This window comes from Bacillus proteolyticus, from assembly GCF_001884065.1.
Taxonomy (GTDB): Bacteria; Bacillota; Bacilli; order Bacillales; family Bacillaceae_G; genus Bacillus_A; species Bacillus_A proteolyticus.
In genome coordinates, this window is the sequence record NZ_MACH01000093.1 from 35,727 (window position 1) to 55,219 (window position 19,493).

Below are 19,493 nucleotides of genomic sequence, written 5' to 3' on the forward strand. Positions count from 1 at the left end.
GCTCTCTTTAACAGTGAGATAAGCACTACTGTTTCCTCTTCAGCGCATATATGATATGGAATTAAGATAATTTATTTTTGAAACCTTTTAACTCATCCATGAATCTATGGAATTCTGGAATATCCATTTGTTGCGCAGAATCTGATAACGCAACTGCTGGGTCTGGATGTACTTCTGCCATTACTGCATCTGCTCCAATTGCAAGTGCCGCTTTCGCTGTTGGTAATAATAAATCTCTACGTCCAGTTGAATGTGTTACGTCTACAATAACTGGTAAATGTGTTTCTTTCTTTAAAATCGGAACTGCTGAAATATCTAATGTGTTACGTGTCGCTCTTTCGTATGTGCGAATACCACGCTCACATAAAATAATTTGGTCGTTACCTTGCGCAATAATGTATTCCGCTGCATTAATGAACTCATCAATTGTTGCTGCTAACCCACGTTTTAGTAATACTGGCTTGTTAACTTTACCTACAGCTCGTAGTAAATCGAAGTTTTGCATGTTACGTGCGCCAACTTGAATTACATCAACGTATTCTAATGCCATTTCCACATCGTTCGGATTTAAAATTTCACTAATAATCGCTAAGTCGAACTCATCTGCTACTTGGCGTAAAATTTGTAAACCTTCTACTCCTAAACCTTGGAAATCGTATGGAGATGTTCTTGGTTTGAAAGCACCACCGCGCATTAATTTTAAACCTTGGTCTTTCATTGCTTGCCCTACTTGGCGAACTTGCTCTAAGCTTTCTACCGCACAAGGTCCCATAATGAACGTTTGTGTTCCGTTTCCAATCAATTCGCCTTTCACATTAACGATTGTATTTTCTTTTTTCTTTTTACGTGATACTAGTAACGCTTTACGGTTATCATCTTCTTGTAATTCTAAGCTTGCTTTGAAAATCGTTTTGAAAATATGTTGAACTGTTGACGTTTCGAATGGTCCTTCGTTATGCTCTGCGATCATATCCAGTACTTCACGCTCACGTACTGGATCAAAACGTTTCGTACCTTGTACTTGTTTTTGCTCCCCGATTTTTTGAACGATTTCACCGCGTTTGTTTAATAAGTGTAATAGTTGTAAGTTAATTTCATCTACCTGTTTACGTAATTGATCTAATTCGTGATTTGCCATTTGGAAATCCTCCTCTAATGTTTTAAAAGTATAGTAAGAGAATAAAAAATTCTCTATTTTCTGAACTGGTTAATTATACAAATTTAAAGTGGAATCGATACCTCTTCTTATTTTAAACTAATAATTACCATAAAGACACTAACTACTAGTTAATAAGGCACTTTTTTGTACAAAAAAGCCCTACTGATTGAATCAGTAGGGACGATATTTATCGCGGTACCACCCTAGTTGTAGACTTATTTCGTCTACCTCTCTTCATTGTTAACGATCAATGTGACCGTCTTTCCCTTCATAAAGATACATATCTTTACTACGAAAAAGATGCTCCAGGACTGTAATTCGCTCTTGTTTTTGTACTGGTTCGCACCACCCACCAGCTCTCTGTTACAGGGAAACAACAACTACTTCTTTTCCTTTCAACGCATGTTTATTATATTTTCAAGTTGGACCGTCAAAATACAAAAAGTCCCTACTGAATAAATCAGTAGGGACGATATTTATCGCGGTACCACCCTAGTTGTAGACTAACTTTCCGTCTACCTCTCTTCACTGTTAACGATCAATTGACCGCTCTTTCTTCATAAAGACAATGCTATCTTTACTACGAAAAAGATGCTCCAAGACTGTAATTCATGATTATCCCTGTACTGGTTCACACCACCCACCAGCTCTCTGTTACAGTAAGACTAACCACTACTGTGATCTCTTCATTGCACTTTGTTTATTCAAATGTGTTTGAAATTGAATAAGTATGATTCGTATTATAGAACGCTTTTCAAAACACTGTCAACAACTTTTTATTTATTTTTTAAATTTCCGTTTTCGCCCTATAATTCCTCTTGTAAATTCCCCATTACAATTCCGATGCGAATTATCTCATTTTCTATTAAATTTAACACGTGTTTTTCTACTCCATACTGGATTAATAATTCTTTTATTTGTATGATTTCATTTTCAAGTAAATCTGCTTCTTGGCACGTCTGAAGTAAAGTAAAAAACACATCTGCAAACAATCCTTTATACGCTTTCATACTCTCGTTCTTTTCAAGTATCTCTATAAATAACTGTTTCATTTCTTTTTGATTACATTGCCCTTCCACACCCTGAAATTTACTCGAAATAATATTTAGTCCCTTTTCTAAAACCTCATCCATACATAAAATAATGCGTAAGAACATGACATGTTCTCTCGTTGTTATTACACCTATTTTCGGACGCTCCCTTAAAAAACCACTAAGCCAAGCTGTCCAAAATTTTTGTTGTTCCTTGCCACTTAACGTTTTTACGTAATAGCATAAATACTGCATAAATTTAATTTTATTCTCTTCATTTTCTTGCATAAAAAATGGATATAACCAATCTGTTTTTTGCTCCCAATATAATACGCATTTAATAAATACAAAGCTAAGCCATTTTAAAAACGCTTCTCTCGTATGGGGGTGAAGTACATCTATATGCTCTACCGCATACTTAATATATTTCTTTATCTCTGTAAATAAAGGTACATTAATTTGCGTATAACATAATCCTGCCCACGCATATTTCGTAAGCTCACTTTCTTTCTTTAAATCTAAGTACGGTAAAAGATATTTTCGACACCATTGTTTCTCAATATGATATAAAAACGTAATATCTGCTGTTAAACGAGCAAACATATATTTCGTTCTATCCGAAGTAACCCTTACCTGTTCCTCAAATAAAAATAAATATTCATACACATTACGATCGTATAAATGATCATATGCTAAAAGTTTTAGTAATACAGCTGTCATCTTTCCAACAGGATGCTGTATAGATTCATTGTAAAACTCTTGTTTTCCAATCTTAAAATCTGTTTCCCCTCTCATAACTTGTGGAAATACTGAAAAAGCAAAGCGCTTTACAACTCGTATACTTTTTACATCTAACTCTTCTAATCGATTACTAATTTCATATAGAAAACTACTAATTAACCAATGAAACGCGGTGTTTCTAACAAATTTCTGTAATAACGGTATCATCTTTTGAATTTGCTCATTCGTCAAATTCCTATTATTTCGCCACTCTCTAATACAAACAAACCATACTTCATTACTTATTTCGTGTACGCCTACTAGTTGGTATGCAAACGAAATACTCCACTCTACATTCAATTTACACGCTTTTGATAGCATCTCTAAAAAATGACGTTGTTCAAAAACACCATCTTGTGAAAATTGCCACACTTGCTCCACTATTTCATCGTCTTTCAGCTGCAGTAATCCATCCGCTGTTACATTGCATGTAATACGTTGTTCATTTGACTCTTTCTTTGGAATACTGTATCGATCAGAAGAAAAATGAGGGTGTTTCTGTTTCATTAATTTATATCCATCTATCGTGCATTGACTATTTGAATCGCATGTAAATAATAAGTCTAAGATGAGACACGCATCAAACGCCCTCTCTTCCGCAAGGTACTCTAATACATATTGAACTACTTCTTCTTTCGTTTCTTTTAAAGCATCTACATAATAACTCTTTAAAAGTTGAAAAACCTCATGTTTACATGTGAAATCTAAAAGAACATCTGCATGTAACAACCATTTCAGTTTGTCATCCGCTGTAACGAATACATTTTTAATCATTGCTTCAATCGCAATTTGCTTTTGAAGTACACTTTCCGTTTCTATCATTTCTGTAATATAATAATTTGCTTTATTCTCATTGTTTTCACATAAATATGTAAGACACTCTTTTACAATTTGAATTAAAAATGTGAAGTCATTTTGTTGTAACTCCTGCACCAAAATTTCTCTATCTCTTTTTTTTAGCGCATGTTGTCTTAATGATAATAGTTGTATCTTTTCTAATCCCATAACCATAATCGGATTTGCATAGTACGCAATATGTGGTCTCATTTTCTCTTTCCAAACTCGCTCCACATGAGAAAAAATAGGCACTGGCAAACGACTCGATTCTTCGAGTTCTATCGACTCTTGCGTATCATTTCCCCATCTTCTTACACGCTTCAGTTTAAGTTTCCCGTCCAAAATAAATGTTAACAACAACAATCCAATTTCTTTATGTTCAGGGAAAGAACATTTTTGCAATAAATATGAGATCATTTCAATTGAGCTACTATCTTTCTCTGCCGTTTCTAATAAAAGCAATGTCCATCTTGCAAACAACAAAGGATCCATCATTTCTTTCGTTTCGTTTAAGTAAGTGCAAATTGTTCGCCATAATAACGGGGATATTTTAGAATAATTTTTAAAAATCAATTGAAACAGTTCTTTTTGATGACTAAATAGAAATTGCTCCACTAACCATTCCGCAAGTAATTCATCAACTTCATCATACTTTGCTGTAAGCAGAAATAAATTTCTTAGTTTACCTTCTGCTTCAAGCCATTCCACCCATTCATAATCACGAGCAAATTCAACAAAATACCGAACGGTTTCTATTTTTTTTATTGACTGTTTTATATAGGATAATTGCTCCTGCTCTACTGAGGGAGGAACAGTTACAATATCACGAATACGCATTCTTTTCGTAATATAATTATCTCCCATTAATTCCGCCCATCGTTTCACCGCTTTCACAAGTGATTGATGATTATTTGCTTTATTTGGATACACAATCGGCCTTATTCCCAAATGCTCCCAATGGTATGTATTATCACCTTGTGCGACGAAAGCATAACGCCTTGTACTCGGTGGTAAACCTGTTGCTAAATATTTCATTACTGGGTCATTATGACTATACCCAACGAATAAAACGGTGTAATTCGAGAATAAATCAACTAAAAATCTCCTCGCCCAACCTTCCGTTAAGTAAGCCCTTCCAAAATCACCATCTGTTAAAATTAAAGCTTCTTTCTCCTGCTCTATATTCCCATGTATGTAAGCTAAGCCTTTAAACGCTCTCCCTGTCGGTAATGCAGGTGCATAATAAATATTTAGCTCTCTATTCATTTCCTTAATTGCATACGTAAAATGTTGATCAAAGTTTGTCGTTACAATGCGAACATCCGTATCTAACGGGAACAACCTTGGAATGGCATAATGTAATGGATTCGGTTTTGATTTTTCTATATTAACAAGATCTCTTGCAACTTGGTGTACATCTTTCGTTTTCGCAATTTTACCAAGATAATAATCGTGTGGTTCTGTCATCTCACGTTTTTCGACATATAAAGCTTTCGAAATTTCATCAACTAAATCATCGAAATTCGGTAAGTTTGATTTCCCTTTCATAGACACTCCCGCTCCAACGAATAGTACTAACTTCCCTTGTTCAAGATGATCAATTAACTCATCAGGAATTTCTACTTCTGAAGTAATCCACATTCCGGATTCCCCCTTACCTAAAAATGTCATCTACTCTCATTTTACTATAACATTTTTTTGTTGTTTTTATAATATTTAGATAAAATTTCAAACATGAAAAAGTTTTATCTAAATAAATCCGTAACAATGTATGAACTCCTGAATTTATTGCAAAACTATGTATAAATCGGAGGTGTAAATATTGAATGATTTTACTGTAATAGTAATCAAATTTATATCATGTATTATCGCTTTTAGTATCGGATTAGCTTTATTTTTTCCCGCTACGTTCGTCCAAATTATTTCTTTTAGTCTATTTGTTACAATCGTTTCTTATATGTTTGTTGATAAAATCATTTTAAATCGAATTGGCGATTCTGCTGCCATTATGACGGATTTCTTACTTACGTATTTAAGCGTTTGGATTTTCGGAAATATTTTATTAGACAACTACATGCAAATCGCATGGGGCAGTATCCTTTCTGCCATCGTCTTTACGTTATCAGAAGTAATCGTCCATCGCTTTTCTCATTCACGTACTCGTCATAACAACGATAATATTCGTATTAATCGCCGATTTGCATACGGTACAGAGTTTGCTGAAGAACAGAATGTGTTGGATAAAGATAAAAAGAAGTAATGTTTTGATGAAGGAGCTCCATCGCCATCAAGCTAAAAAAAGCAAATACCCCAAAATGAATAAATTGACATCTCCAAGAGGAATTGTACATTTTTTTGTTTTTTGGTGTAATAAAACGCTAATGTTGATGAGCATGGCATGTGTGCTACCCCTTCTAAAAAAGTAAAAAACAGTGTTTATCGAGAGTAAACCATCTTAACTGTAATAACTAATTAAAGAAAAAGGCAGAATCTGTATCCGAAGATCCAGATTCTGCCCTTTTCTTTAATCGCATTTTTCTATTTGGTCACCTTCTTCACCTGCATTTTCTGCCGAACTATCCGTTCCGCCTCCCACTGCATGTTGCTGTTTGGTATTAGAACTTTCGATGGCAGCGTTGGTTCCCGCTGCACTGTCTTCTCCACCACCACTTGCCACTTGAGTAGCACCAGCCTGTTCCTTACGGGTTTTATTAATTTGATTATTGATGATAATTACAAATTCTTCCTCTTCATCCGAAGTTTCTTTTTTCTTTTTATGCGGCTCAATCTGGTCCCCACTAATTCCTTTATTTATAGCTTCGCCTCCAGCGCCCACCGTTCCTTGCTGTCGGGTATTCGATGAATCGATTGCTGCATTACTTCCTGCTGCACTATTTTGTCCGGCTCCACTGGCAATTTGTGTTGTATTCGGTGCAAATGTAATCTGATTATTAATGACAATGACAATTTTTCGTTTATCAGCAAGATTTCCCAAATTAATTTCTTCTCCATCTTTTTTTACAAATCGAAACGTGATTTTTTCATTGTTTTCCATATTCTCCCCCCTTTGTAATATTAAATGACTGGAGAATGATAATGGATTGGACAAGCGTATTTTTTTATAAATATGTGCCCCCACCCACAATGAAGGGTGTATTACCGGGTTCCGGTATTTTTCTCGTATTAGGTAAGTCGGCTTGGCGACAGTCCAGCATCCGCCGAATTTTGGAATGCATGGAGAAAAGCCTTATAGGGGATATAGAAAGAGAGATTAGTAGAAACATTGGTATATAAAGGTTTCTAGGTTTGATTATATTTTTCTATTTTCTTTTCTTATTTAGATTTATCAGCCAAATATCTAGCATAGTGAATTAAATTTCTAGCTACATCTAGTTCAAGATTAAATATATTAGGTACCCCTGGTCTCCAATTCACCTCAAATAACCACAATTTTTGATCTTTATCAATCCCTACATCAATTCCTAACTCATCGAATAATACATCCCTAAATAAAGAATTAAAATGGTTAGAAAAAGTTACTGCAAATCGTTCTAAATACCTTTTAATATTATACCAATCGTTATCAAACTCGGCTTTTAAAAAAACATCTAAATAAGTACTATAACCACCCTTAGCCATATTTGATACAATACTTCCTAATGGACCTATTCTCGGGAATATAGAAGTAACAACCCACCTGCCTTCCCCATTTCTTTGAACATGCAATCGGAAATCATAAACATGACCAGATTTCATTTGACATGAAATAAACTGTTGAACTATGTAACCTTGCTCTTGAATCTTATCAGATATAAAGCTCCGTAATTGTTTTTTATTAATAGATGAAATTTGTTCTGACTCATTCATACTGTAATTCATCCCATTTTTTTCAATGAAAACAATACCACTACCTTGATGTCCAGAAATAGGTTTAATAATAAGTTTTTCATAACGATTAATCATATCAAAAAACTTATTAACATCATTTAATTCATAAAAAGGAATAAGATATTGCTTAAATTTTTTTGCTCTATTTATTCTGTTATATACACTTAATTTATTTCCAATTGAATGACTTGTAAAAGGAACTTTTTCATGTAGATAATCATAGATTTGCTGATTTTTATCACTAACATGAACACTTGCATTGTAAATAACATCTGGAAAAGAAAATTCTTGTTCAATCCAATTACCATTTTCATAAGTTTTACCTAAAATCTTCTTCGTTTCTATATTTACTTTCCCTAAAGTAAAATAAAAAAATTCCACACCTTCAGCTTTAGCTACAGCAGCATAAGTATATGCTTTCTTTACGTCATTCGGATCTTTCCGATGATGAAGCATTCCAATTATAGTCATGTTAGTTCTTCTTCCCTTCTTTCTAAAGATGTTTTTCAAAACAAATATCAAATTCATTATATATATATTCATGTTCTTCCTCATTCAACCATTTTTCGAAAAATCCAGAACAAGCTTAGCCTCATTTTAATATTCTACCTATAGAAATAATAAATCTAAGGGTTTATAAAATAATTAAGGTTAGGGTGGCATAAAATGGATACTATCGTTTTCATTGAAACAAATAAATCTGGATCAAGTAGGGAAGCAATCAAAGCAGCTGAAAAACTTAATTTCTTTACTGTTTTATTAACTAAAAAAACAAAATTTATTAATGAACGCACTATATTCCCTGATGTACATCAGATGATTTTCACTGATATAAATGATTATGATAATATAATTACAACAATTGAAAAATTAAATAAATCAGGAAAAAACATAAAAGGGATATTTAGTTTTATTGACCCTTATGTTTATGTGGCTGCGCGTTTATCAGAAAAATTTTGCTCAAACTCACATACTGTATCTACTAAAGCTATCTATCGTATGGAAAACAAAATATTAACTCGTAATGTACTTAAAGAATTACCAATCTCACTCAAATATTTAATTTACAAACCAACAGAATCATTATCATCTTTTCTTGAAAAAACTAAAGAGATGAATTTCCCTCTTATTGTAAAATCCCCTAAATCAACAGGATCCAAAGATGTATTATTAGTAAAAAATAAAGATCAATTAATCTTATCTATACAAAGTCTTTTAAAAAAACTACCTAATGAAGAAATTCTACTTGAAGAATATATAGATGGACCTCAGTACTTAGTTGAAATTTTAGTTCAAGATGGAAAAGTCCATATTATAGCAGTAATTGAACAAGAAATTACACTTTTTGAACGCTTTATTGTTACTGGTTATTCTTTACTAGGACAGGTAGACAAAAGACTATACAATAGTCTTTGCAATGCAGTTAACTCTGTAATTCAGGCTTTTAATATGAAAAATGGAGCGTGTCATCTAGAACTCCGGAGAATAAAAGATGTTTGGAAATTAATTGAGATAAATCCCAGAATATCAGGTGGAGCAATGAATGACATAATTGAAATTGGACATGGAATCAACTTAGTGCAAGAGACTATTCAGTTAATGTTAGGAAATAAAACTTCACTAAATAAAAAACATTATAAATATGTGTACGCTCATTACCTAACAGTTAAATCTAAAGGAAAACTAATTCGAGTTACTGGGAAAAACCGTAGTTCTAAATATCCTGGTGTAGAGAAAGTTTATATAAAACCTAAAAAAGGAACTATCTTAAAACCACCTTCATCAATGGGACATCGATGTGGATACGTTTTAGCAGCAGCCAATTTTAAAACAGAAGCGAAAAAAATAGCTTTAGAAGCAGCTAAAGAAATTTCATTTGAAATCCAAAAAGAATAAAAACAACATATATACACCAACAGAGAAAATATACTAAAAATCACATCTCTTATAACTCTAATTATTATAATCTGTCATTATTCATAATAAAAAAATCACTCCTCATCTATTTTTATATGGGCTATACACCAGCGAAACTCCCATTAATGCCGTACGATGCGTTAACTTATGCAATTAGTGAAAAATTTAATTTGAAATTCGGTAAAGCAAAAATTTCAAGCGATTTAATAAATATTTGTGTGGCTGGTACAATATGTGTAATTTTCATTCAATCATTAGGCTCAATTAGAATCGGTACACTAATTGCCGCCCATTTTATCGGCAAAATTTTTGAGTGGATGATACCAAATTATCAACCAGCTCTTCTACACTGGGTATTTAAAACAGAGAAAACTTCCTAAGGAGTCATAATAAAGTATAGGAACAGGGGAATGTCTAATTTGTAGATGTGTATTTAGTAGAGAAGTGCAAAATACTAATTATACGGATTGTGATAGTGAATTTTTTCTTCGAGGGATAGCACCACATCGCTATCAAGCTAAGATTAATTTGTATCCATATAATCAAAAAAGATGCTATTTTTTTTGAAATATACAGAAAGGATGGTGTTTTGTATGACTTTATCGATTCAAGATGAGTTTCATTTATTCGCTGAAAAACTACAGTGATTTCTATCTCCAAACATCCTTCAACAGCTCGCGCAGGAGACGGGTTTCGTAAAACGTAAAAGTAAGTACGTTGCTCGAGATTTGGTCGCTTTATGTATTTGGATTAATCAACACGTAGCAAGTGATTCCCTCACTCTATATCGACCGTAAATCGAACTTTTCCGGCATTTTTTTATTTGAAATCGATTTATCGACTCACTTCGACAACTTGTTTTCAAATAAAAAAAGCGGCCACTCTTTTAGAGACAGCCACTTACGATTCCACTTTCAAATCTTTAAATGCAACAACATCCGCAAATGCTCCAAACACTGCGTTATGATGCTTCACAATATCTTCAGCACGTAATACATCAGTATCAAACGTACTATGCGCATCACTCACTAACGTTACTTTGTACCCTTCACTACATGCTCTGCGCGTTGTCGTGTCCACACAGTACTCTGTTTGCATTCCTGAAATTATTACGTGCTCAATTCCTTTTTCTTGTAACACTTCGTTTAAGTTTGTCTTATAGAATGAATCTGGTGTCGTCTTTTCAACGATACTATCACCCTCTTGTGGTGCGATTGCCGCATGCACTTTCCAACCATCTGTCCCTTTTTCCAAAGGATGATCTTTCAGCCCGTTATGTTGTACATAAATAACTGGAATATCATTTGAACGACATGCCCCAATAAGTTCTTGTAATGTTTGTAAAAACCTTTCCCCATTATATACTGGCATTCCCGCTGTATACATACCCGCTTGCACATCAATAACTATTAATGCTTTTTTCATCTCACACAGCTCCCTTTGTTTGTATAAGCCCTTTCATAAATCATTATAATTGTTTATATTCCATCATCCAACAATCTTCTAATTTCCCCTCATGCAGTTCATGTTCCTTTAAAATCTTCACTTTTTTAAATCCGCATTTTTCATAACACTTTATCGCACGTTCGTTATTTACTTTAGGGTCCATTGCAATTGCTTCTGCACCCACTTCTTTCATAATGTATGTAATTGCTGCTTGAACGAGTTTTGTTCCAATTCCCTTTCCCCAAAAGAGTGGTTCACCGATAAATTGGTCCATTCCGCATACATTTTGTGATTCTTCATATCCATATAACGCTTTCCATTCAAAATCAACTGGATACATTTGAATGTAACCGATCGGCATATCATCAAATCCTACTAAGCATCTTTTTTCATTACTGTTTGGATTATGTATAAAATGAGCAAGTACCTCTTCTACAGATTGCGGATTATCTCTTCCTTCATAAAACTGTAGGACTTCTGGGTCTGTTAACCATTTAGAGATGATAGGTGCATCTTCTTCTATTACATATCTAACCGATAAATTATTGTTTTGAAATAACATGTAGCACCTCGTTACTAGTATTTTATAAACTGTTAAACTTTATTTTACATCAACATCTTTCTTATCTAATTACCTCTACTCCCCCCATGTATGGACGCAATACTTCTGGGATTATAACTGAGCCGTCTTCTTGTTGGTAGTTCTCTAAAATAGCTGCTACTGTACGCCCTATAGCTAACCCAGAACCATTTAATGTGTGCACAAATTCTGGTTTTGCACCTGGTGTACGACGGAAACGTATGCTTGCACGACGCGCTTGGAAATCTTCACAGTTTGAGCAAGAAGATATTTCACGATATCCCCCATAACTTGGTAACCAAACTTCAATGTCATATGTTTTCGCAGCTGGAAATGCTATATCAGCTGTACATAATACGATAACTCGATAAGGTAATCGTAACAATTGTAGTACTCTTTCGGCATTCGCAGTTAATTTTTCTAACTCATCGTATGATTCTTCTGGCTTAGTATATTTAACCATTTCAACTTTGCTAAATTGGTGCTGGCGAATAAGTCCTCTCGTGTCACGTCCTGCACTACCGGCTTCAGAACGGAAACATGGCGTATGAGCGGTAAAATTAATAGGTAATTCTGCATCATTTAATATTTCGTCACGATAATAGTTCGCTAATGGTACTTCCGCCGTTGGAATTAAAGAGTAATCTGTGTCTTTTAATGTAAATACATCTTCCTTAAATTTCGGGAATTGTCCGGTTCCTATTAAACTATCGCTATTTACGATAAACGGTGGAATCACTTCCGTATATCCATGTTCTTCAACATGTAAATCTAGCATAAAGTTAGCTACTGCTCGCTCTAAACGTGCTCCCAAGCCATTGTAATATACGAAGCGGCTTCCTGTTACTTTTGCTGCTCGCTCAAAATCTAATAACCCTAATTTTTCAGCAACTTCCCAATGTGGTTTTGCTTCAAATGAAAATTCGTTTATTTCTCCCCACTTACGTAATTCAACATTATCATCTTCTAATGCTCCAATAGGAACTGTTTCATTAGGTATATTTGGTAATGCCATTAATATAGCATTCAATTCCTCTTCTACATTACGTAACTCATCATCTAATGTTTTAATACTTTCTCCTACTTCACGCATTTCACTAATAAGTTCATTAGCATCTTGTTTTTCACGCTTTAACTTCGCAATACGCTCAGATACTCCATTACGTTTACTTTTTAATTCTTCTACTTTTACTAACAGTTCACGACGATTTTGATCTAATTCTTCAAATGTATCCAATTCAAGAAACTTTCCACCGCGATTAATCAATTTTTTCTTTACTTCTTCAAAATTAGCACGTAATACTTTTACATCTAACATATCTTATCTCTCCTTTAATAAGTGACTAATGTCACCGTCTTCGTTCACATTAAGCTTTTAAGATAGGGAATTTCACTAAAAAACACAAAAAACTCCCGTCCCTATAAAAGGGACGAGAGTTAACCCGCGTTGCCACCCTAGTTGAAAGCATAGAAAATATAAGCTTTCCACTTAAAAAATTAACGGTTTTTAACCGGAAACGATTACTAACTTCATATTGAAGGGTTCCACATTTCGCTCAAGGACGGATTCACAAGCGCTTTCTATCGGTTTACACCACCCACCGACTCTCTAAAAGAAAAGATACTTGTTACTACTTCCTTTCATAGCTTTTAAACAATATAAAATTTAATTATCATTACTTTACAATAATTCTGTTTATTTTTCAAGAAAATATTGTATCTTTAAAATAAAGAGTTCATATAATCAAACCACAAATAAACTGGAGGTTATTTACGATGTCTCATATCACTTTGAAAACAATAACTTCTACAAACTGGCGAGAAACGCTTACTAAAACAATTTGGAGATGAGAATTTGAAATCAACTTTAATCATTCTTCGAGGAAACCCCGCAAGTGGCAAAACAACAATCGCAAAAGAACTGCAAGAACATTTTGGCCAAGGTACACTTCTAGTCTCTCAAGACGTCGTACGTAGAGATATGCTAAAAGTACACGACACGATGAGTAACTTATCTCATGATTTACTATTTGAAATTACGAAGTACGGAAAAGGAAAATGTGAATTTGTTATTTTAGAAGGTATTTTAAACAGTCATAGATACGGTGATATGCTGAAAAAATTAATACATTATTTTGATGAAAATACGTTTACATATTACTTCGATCTATCATTGGAGGAAACATTTAGACGCCATAACACAAGGGACAAACGGCATGAATTTGGTGAGGATGCATTACGGAAATGGTATAATTCGCACGATACAATTGAAGTTGCTAGAGAAACTGTATTTACAGATGATTTCACGCAAAAAGATATATTTCATGCGATTCTGAATGATGTTGCGATGCAAAAATAAGACTGACAGAATGAGTCAGTCTTATTTTTATTATGTACTTTGTATTTCAGTTTTCATAACGGAACACTCTTTACATAAATAATAATATATATTCATTTCGCCGAACTGAAAATCAACTACTGAAATAAGTTCCCGTCCCTCAAGGTCTTGTGTAATTGTAGCAACATATTTCATCTCTTTCGAACAAGTTGGACATCCTAAATCTTCTGGAACATCATCGTATAAAGGTGCTCCCAACAATCTACATACATATTCCGAACCGAATAAGTCAAAAGCTTCCCAGTAACTATCTTCATCAGTAGGTATATCTTCATTTTTCATATTCGTTAGCTTTACATTAGTTTTTGGAAGATTGACCGGTAGCTTATACTCATCTTCCATAATCCACTCTTCCGTATTGTCTTGCTTTATCATTTGTACCGTTTTGCCCCCATTACTTAATTGAAAATATTGCGGCTCCCACACCATCGCACAATTCAAGCAAGAGACGAATGGTAACACATTCATTTCATCATTTTTAAGTTCAGCAAGCCTCTCATTTTTCAAATCTAAACTAAAGATTTGATGCATTTTCTCACCGCATAACTTACATAGTGGTAATTCACAATCTTGACCACCGAAATAATGATTATATGAATCTTTCCCTTCCATTACTCTATAGCCTTTCATTTCATTGTAATGTGTTCCATATAATTCCATTGTCATATTTAATCCTCGCTTCATTTAAATCAAAAAAATCTTTTCACTTTTCCTGTAAGGAAATTAACACTCAAAGTCATCTTCCTGAGCAGTTGTTATGATAAACTCTTTTAAATTCGGGGCATATTCTTCAATCTCTGCACCTTCATGATACCAAAGATATATTATATCACCCATTATTCCGTTATTTGATTTGAAACACAGTTTATCTCCTGAGCCATCATCACCTATTATAATAAAGTTTTTTGGTATATCTTCATCTCTAATTTCAGCATTTTGTCTAATAATATCATCCCAAGTTTTTTTAAGATTTCTATTATCTTTAATAGGATACAGTGTCCATTCTCCTATTTCAGCATTATTAACTAATTTGAAAAGGTGCCTATACTGCTCTGGGAAAATAGCACCTAACTTTTCTTCAGTTTCCTTTATACCTATTTCGTCTACTCCTGTTTTCCTAGTTTGAATGATCTTTCTTACTTCTTTCATGAGGTACACCTATCCTTTAACCTAAATAACATAATTTCTAATTTTCTAATCAAAAGGCTCATTATTTTCTCCTTTAAGTATAAGTATTAACGTTTCATCTCCCTCTTCCTTATACTAAATAGTTGTCGCGATTCCTGCCAAAAATAAACTTACAATTGCTAAAAATGGTGTTCCGGCTATTGCACCTCTTAAGTGAAACATATAGTCTTTATACCCTTTCATCCCTTCTGTACTAGGAATAACAACAAACCTTGGAGTAATCCAGCAAAATATAAGCCAATCGATTATTAATAAATCTACTAAATTGAAAATCATTAGAATCCCCAAAGTATGTAAATAGGCCTCAATATACAATAACTTTCCATGGTGGTGTAGTATATATGTAGAAATAAACGGTGTTCCGAAGAGAATAATATTGTAAATAATTCCGAAATAAAACGTTTGTTTTTTTTCATTTATCGATTTTGGCAAAACTACTTTTTGAATTTCTTTCGGATAATCATTTAACCAAAGGCGAGGATTATAATATGTAGACCCTAATATCATAATGGACAGTATAAAAGACATGGAAATGCCGACAATCATCATTTGTTCAATTTGCCCCACAAACATCCCTCCTTATTTGCAATTTCGACGTACGTAATTCACTTAATTAGACATTGTATGCATGTTATGACCTAAAAATTATCTAATACCATTATTTAAACTTTTTCGTTACAATTTGATTTTTCCTAACGTCCATTCCTATTCCTTGCAATATGGTTGCAAATTTAATAAAGTGAATATCTAATTAGTGACCCGGAAGGCAATAAAATAGAATTCACTATTTAACTATCGTTTATCTTTTCTGAAGAACAAATGAAAATTAGTTTGGAGGAGTCATATGCATAAGCTACATTTCAAAAAATTTGAAGCAACAGATTTTAATCTATACTTCCAGCTCGTATCGAACGAAAAAGTCATGGCACAAATTACAGAGCGCTCCATTCCGTTAGAAGAAGCGCAAAATGACTATGAAAAATTGTTAAGACGCAATGAAAAACATAAACTGTACGGGTCTTATAAAGTTTATGACAGTGCAACAAATGAATTTATCGGCCTTGGACATGTAACAGTGAATGAAGATAATGTAAAAGAAGCTGAAATTGGGTATATGATTTTGCCAGAACACTGGGGAAAAAGATATGGTAGTTATATTGCAAGAGAATTAATTGAAATAGCGAAGCAGACAGATGTAAACGTACTAAAGGCAATTATCGATCCAAATAATATCCCCTCTCGAAAAATATTAATAAATGTTGGTTTTACATCAGATGTAGTTTGTGAGATTGATGGATTACCTGGGGAAATTTTAAGCATATATATTTAACTTTATTAAGGCAATGCTGCATTTGAGATACATGTAGTGTTGCCTTTTATTTATTATCTCGATTCCCTGATAGACCCGAAAATCCCATTCTAGGAATAATCAACCTCACTCATTCATTTACTTATAACGTATAGTCAGTTCTATTTTTCTATTTGATTTTACACCTGACGAATAACATTTTAGATATTTTATTTTGTGACAAGGAGAGAAGACTTAAATGAGTAATCAAAATATTGAACTTACAGGACGTATCGTAACTCCCGGAAATCCAGAATATAATTCCGCTAGAGAGGAATTCAACACATTTTCAACTTCCCGCAAAGTATTCCGCCCTTTTAATAGTCGATACTGAAATTTATAGTTTATATTTCTAGCAAAAAAGGAACGATTCTTTCCATAAAAATTATGGAAAGAATCGTTCTTTTTCAATGCTGGATGTATTTCATTTCTTTTTTCATCTTTTTTTAATGTTCTTTTCATCCTAATTTCATCTGAATCTCATTCTTATTAGTTACACTCTGTTTATACATAAATAACTAGTAAGGAGGAATCATATATGAAAAATTATGAGACGGACCAAAATAAGAATAGAGATAATATCCCTCTTCCTGATGAAGTCACTTCCGTTTCATCACGAGGTTGGCAGATGCTGAGCAAAGTTCCAGAAGTCACGATTTTCTTCTGGATTATCAAAATCATGGCAACTACAGTGGGCGAAACAGGTGCGGACTTCTTAAATACCAACTTGAACTTTGGCTTGACTAAAACGACATTTGTTATGAGTGCTCTCTTGCTCATCACACTGTTCTTCCAGTTCAGATTGAAGAAGTATGTTCCAGGGATTTACTGGCTCACTGTCTTGCTGATTAGTGTTGTCGGCACGCTGGTCACTGACAATCTTACGGACAACTTCGGGGTCGCTTTAGAGACGACCACCATCTTTTTCACCCTCGCGCTACTGGCGACTTTTGCCGCTTGGTACGCGAGTGAGAAGACATTGTCCATTCACTCTATTTACACGACAAAGCGAGAAGCATTCTACTGGCTGGCTATCCTGTTCACCTTCGCCTTAGGTACTGCAGCTGGTGATCTCGTAGCAGAGAGTCTCAACTTAGGTTACTGGATTTCAGCGCTCATATTCGCTGCATTAATTGGTGCTGTAACCGTCGCTTACTACCGCTTCAAATTAAATGCAGTGTTGGCCTTTTGGATCGCTTATATTTTAACTCGTCCTTTCGGCGCCTCTTTTGGCGATTATTTATCACAGCCTCACGATTCCGGTGGTCTTGGTCTCGGTACGGTTGGAACAAGCGTACTCTTCCTCTTAACAATCTTGAGCTTAGTTATTTATTTGACCAAGACGAAAAAAGACGCGAGCCCGAGCCTTAATTAATATATATTTTGTCTAAACCTTAAAATAGGTGACATGATTTCCTAATCGTTATTACAAAATTTCAACCAAAAGAAAATTAAAAGGCAATACTACTTTAAACTAACAGTAGTATTGCCTTTATATAAAATAAATCATTATTCCCTTGTTTCGTCTACTATACTATGAATTAAAGAAATTAGAGCTTGTTTTGTTCCCTCATCTGTAACTTTTGCATCATCACTAAATTTAGTGCGTACAGACGGGATTAATAACGAGCCATTTTGAACGACAACTGTATCTAACATGCCTAGTGTAAGTAACAAAGATTCATGGGCTTTATCCCCTCCCGCAATTGACGGTGAAGCTGTTATGATCGCCACTGGTTTTTTATATAGTTCCGCTGAAGACACAAGCCATTCTAATGCATTTTTCAAAACTCCTGGTATACCTTTTGCATACTCCGGTGTACAAATAATCAGTGCATGTGATTCGCTTAATGCCTTTCGAAACTCTTGAACAACAACCGGTGCTCCCACTCGATCTACATCCGGATTAAAATGAGGAAGTTCCTCTATTCCTTTATATATAGTGTAATCTACTCCATCTGGAATAAATGCGGCCAAAGTTTTTAATATGTTTGTATTGGATGATCCTTTCCTAATGCTGCCTGAAATCGCTATGATTTTTTTGTGTTTACTCATATGATCGCCCCCCTACAAACATCATACTTATGCAGCCATTGAAAAATCAAAAATAATTAACTATTTAACAAGTTGTATATTCATTAATTTTGTTTACATAATAATATTATGTAAACAAAATTATCCTTTTAACGAGATTGTACTTGTTTTCCTACTAACATACATACCAACTACATTACAAATATAGTGCCCCCTATTAGCATCAACGAGAAGGAATAAACCTTGTAAAAAAACATTTATAACTCCACTGATACGCAGAATAATAAAAGAGAATAATTCAAAAATACCCTATGAATCATTCTCTTTTTATTTTCATATTTTAACATGCTGGATATGCCTTAGAACCCAAATAACGTTCTTTTATAAGTTGACGATGATGAAGCTCATGACCAGCAATTATGTTTGTTAATGCAAGAACCGTGACTTCAGAATTGTTCGCAATTCCCCTTTGTAACCAAGCTTCTTTATCTAAACTTTTAAGCAAATGCATAGTAGATTGGCGAACAACTGTTAAATTCTCAAGAAGATCTTGCATAGATTGCTTATCAAAAGCTGCTCTAAGAACATACATATCATCGTTATATCCAGGAAGTTCTGCTGTCTCGCCTCTTGCTATGGAAAGCAATCGATACGCCATAATACGTTCAGTATCCGCAATATGACCGATTACTTCTTTTATACTCCATTTATTAGGAGCATATCTAAAATGTCCATCACTATCAGAAATATCCTTCAATAAAAGATTCGTTTCCTTCATTTGTTGCTCTAGAATATGTATGATATCTCCATCTGGTATTAAGTTTATGTACGTTGAATAATACGGGTTATATTCATTTGCTTCTGGTCTCTTTTTCATGCTTATCATC

At 34.0% G+C, this 19,493-nt stretch carries 17 protein-coding genes, 3 pseudogenes and 4 other annotated features (1 of these 24 only partly in view); of the genes and pseudogenes, 8 read left to right on the plus strand and 12 right to left on the minus strand.

Annotated elements, in window-relative coordinates; translation table 11 throughout:
• Nucleotides 1-52: a binding site (T-box leader), on the minus strand; it reaches 168 nt to the left of the window's first position.
• Nucleotides 53-61: 9 nt separating this feature from the next.
• Both BAQ49_RS16975 and BAQ49_RS16980 read right to left on the minus strand, forming a co-directional pair.
• Nucleotides 62-1,138 carry a bifunctional 3-deoxy-7-phosphoheptulonate synthase/chorismate mutase gene (locus BAQ49_RS16975; RefSeq protein ID WP_001273572.1) on the minus strand — a complete coding sequence of 359 codons (1,077 nt, stop codon included), beginning with the start codon at nucleotides 1,136-1,138 and terminating at the stop codon, nucleotides 62-64.
• Nucleotides 1,139-1,332: 194 nt separating this feature from the next.
• Nucleotides 1,333-1,567, minus strand: a binding site (T-box leader).
• A gap of 54 nt (nucleotides 1,568-1,621) precedes the next feature.
• Nucleotides 1,622-1,858: a binding site (T-box leader), on the minus strand.
• A gap of 107 nt (nucleotides 1,859-1,965) precedes the next feature.
• Entirely contained in the window at nucleotides 1,966-5,478 is a 3,513-nt protein-coding gene (locus tag BAQ49_RS16980; RefSeq protein ID WP_084667483.1) for a DUF4020 domain-containing protein, read from the minus strand.
• Between the two features lie 151 nt (nucleotides 5,479-5,629).
• Here BAQ49_RS16980 and BAQ49_RS16985 point away from each other — a divergent pair, with 151 nt between their 5' ends.
• A complete protein-coding gene (locus BAQ49_RS16985; RefSeq protein WP_071746320.1) occupies nucleotides 5,630-6,067 on the plus strand; it encodes a YndM family protein in 438 nt (145 codons plus the stop codon).
• Nucleotides 6,068-6,331: 264 nt separating this feature from the next.
• Here the strand turns inward: BAQ49_RS16985 and BAQ49_RS16990 are convergent, their stop codons facing one another.
• Both BAQ49_RS16990 and BAQ49_RS17000 read right to left on the minus strand, forming a co-directional pair.
• Entirely contained in the window at nucleotides 6,332-6,862 is a 531-nt protein-coding gene (locus tag BAQ49_RS16990) for a hypothetical protein (RefSeq protein ID WP_071746321.1), read from the minus strand.
• A 278-nt stretch (nucleotides 6,863-7,140) separates the two neighbouring features.
• Nucleotides 7,141-8,238, minus strand: a complete 1,098-nt coding sequence (locus tag BAQ49_RS17000; RefSeq protein WP_071746323.1) for a YheC/YheD family endospore coat-associated protein — start codon at nucleotides 8,236-8,238, stop codon at nucleotides 7,141-7,143.
• Between the two features lie 123 nt (nucleotides 8,239-8,361).
• Between BAQ49_RS17000 and BAQ49_RS17005 the strand changes: the two genes are divergently transcribed.
• From BAQ49_RS17005 to BAQ49_RS17015, 3 genes and pseudogenes are all read left to right on the plus strand, one after another.
• Nucleotides 8,362-9,591: an ATP-grasp domain-containing protein gene (locus BAQ49_RS17005; protein ID WP_071746324.1), complete on the plus strand. Its 1,230-nt coding sequence runs from the start codon at nucleotides 8,362-8,364 to the stop codon at nucleotides 9,589-9,591.
• 56 nt (nucleotides 9,592-9,647) lie between these two features.
• A pseudogene (locus BAQ49_RS17010) lies at nucleotides 9,648-9,992 on the plus strand (DUF6198 family protein); the annotation flags it as partial.
• Between the two features lie 213 nt (nucleotides 9,993-10,205).
• Nucleotides 10,206-10,394: pseudogene (locus BAQ49_RS17015) on the plus strand (IS4 family transposase); the annotation flags it as partial.
• 118 nt (nucleotides 10,395-10,512) lie between these two features.
• Here BAQ49_RS17015 and BAQ49_RS17020 read toward each other — a convergent pair.
• The 3 genes from BAQ49_RS17020 to serS all read right to left on the minus strand — a co-directional run bounded on the left by BAQ49_RS17020 (nucleotide 10,513) and on the right by serS (nucleotide 12,956).
• Nucleotides 10,513-11,037 carry a cysteine hydrolase family protein gene (locus BAQ49_RS17020; protein WP_071746325.1) on the minus strand — a complete coding sequence of 175 codons (525 nt, stop codon included), beginning with the start codon at nucleotides 11,035-11,037 and terminating at the stop codon, nucleotides 10,513-10,515.
• A 43-nt stretch (nucleotides 11,038-11,080) separates the two neighbouring features.
• Complete coding sequence (locus BAQ49_RS17025; protein WP_071746326.1) at nucleotides 11,081-11,620, minus strand: GNAT family N-acetyltransferase; 540 nt, start codon at nucleotides 11,618-11,620, stop codon at nucleotides 11,081-11,083.
• Nucleotides 11,621-11,681: 61 nt separating this feature from the next.
• On the minus strand, nucleotides 11,682-12,956 hold the full coding sequence (gene serS / locus BAQ49_RS17030; protein WP_071746327.1) for a serine--tRNA ligase: 1,275 nt from the start codon (nucleotides 12,954-12,956) through the stop codon (nucleotides 11,682-11,684).
• A 105-nt stretch (nucleotides 12,957-13,061) separates the two neighbouring features.
• Nucleotides 13,062-13,292, minus strand: a binding site (T-box leader).
• Nucleotides 13,293-13,493: 201 nt separating this feature from the next.
• Here serS and BAQ49_RS17035 point away from each other — a divergent pair.
• The gene (locus BAQ49_RS17035) at nucleotides 13,494-13,997 is read left to right on the plus strand and encodes a kinase (protein WP_071746328.1); all 504 of its coding nucleotides are present in this window, start codon (nucleotides 13,494-13,496) and stop codon (nucleotides 13,995-13,997) included.
• A gap of 30 nt (nucleotides 13,998-14,027) precedes the next feature.
• On the opposite strand, the gene BAQ49_RS32365 is transcribed toward BAQ49_RS17035, so the two are convergent.
• The 3 genes from BAQ49_RS32365 to BAQ49_RS17050 form a co-directional block, all read right to left on the minus strand.
• Nucleotides 14,028-14,702, minus strand: coding sequence for a hypothetical protein (locus tag BAQ49_RS32365; RefSeq protein WP_071746329.1), 675 nt, complete (start codon nucleotides 14,700-14,702; stop codon nucleotides 14,028-14,030).
• Between the two features lie 57 nt (nucleotides 14,703-14,759).
• Nucleotides 14,760-15,185 (minus strand): SMI1/KNR4 family protein, encoded by a 426-nt coding sequence (locus tag BAQ49_RS17045; protein ID WP_071746330.1) that lies wholly within the window; start codon nucleotides 15,183-15,185, stop codon nucleotides 14,760-14,762.
• Between the two features lie 114 nt (nucleotides 15,186-15,299).
• The gene (locus tag BAQ49_RS17050; RefSeq protein ID WP_071746331.1) at nucleotides 15,300-15,791 is read right to left on the minus strand and encodes a nitroreductase; all 492 of its coding nucleotides are present in this window, start codon (nucleotides 15,789-15,791) and stop codon (nucleotides 15,300-15,302) included.
• A 277-nt stretch (nucleotides 15,792-16,068) separates the two neighbouring features.
• Between BAQ49_RS17050 and BAQ49_RS17055 the strand changes: the two genes are divergently transcribed.
• The 3 genes and pseudogenes from BAQ49_RS17055 (at nucleotide 16,069) to BAQ49_RS17060 (ending at nucleotide 17,947) form a co-directional block, all read left to right on the plus strand.
• The gene (locus tag BAQ49_RS17055; RefSeq protein WP_071746332.1) at nucleotides 16,069-16,554 is read left to right on the plus strand and encodes a GNAT family N-acetyltransferase; all 486 of its coding nucleotides are present in this window, start codon (nucleotides 16,069-16,071) and stop codon (nucleotides 16,552-16,554) included.
• Nucleotides 16,555-16,771: 217 nt separating this feature from the next.
• Nucleotides 16,772-16,861: pseudogene (locus tag BAQ49_RS33620) on the plus strand (BBE domain-containing protein); the annotation flags it as partial.
• Nucleotides 16,862-17,110: 249 nt separating this feature from the next.
• The gene (locus BAQ49_RS17060) at nucleotides 17,111-17,947 is read left to right on the plus strand and encodes a COG4705 family protein (protein WP_071746333.1); all 837 of its coding nucleotides are present in this window, start codon (nucleotides 17,111-17,113) and stop codon (nucleotides 17,945-17,947) included.
• Nucleotides 17,948-18,081: 134 nt separating this feature from the next.
• Here BAQ49_RS17060 and BAQ49_RS17065 read toward each other — a convergent pair whose 3' ends face one another.
• Together BAQ49_RS17065 and BAQ49_RS17070 are read right to left on the minus strand one after the other, a co-directional pair.
• Nucleotides 18,082-18,627: an NADPH-dependent FMN reductase gene (locus BAQ49_RS17065; RefSeq protein ID WP_071746334.1), complete on the minus strand. Its 546-nt coding sequence runs from the start codon at nucleotides 18,625-18,627 to the stop codon at nucleotides 18,082-18,084.
• 319 nt (nucleotides 18,628-18,946) lie between these two features.
• Nucleotides 18,947-19,483 (minus strand): DinB family protein, encoded by a 537-nt coding sequence (locus BAQ49_RS17070; RefSeq protein WP_071746335.1) that lies wholly within the window; start codon nucleotides 19,481-19,483, stop codon nucleotides 18,947-18,949.
• Between the last annotated feature and the right edge of the window lie 10 nt (nucleotides 19,484-19,493).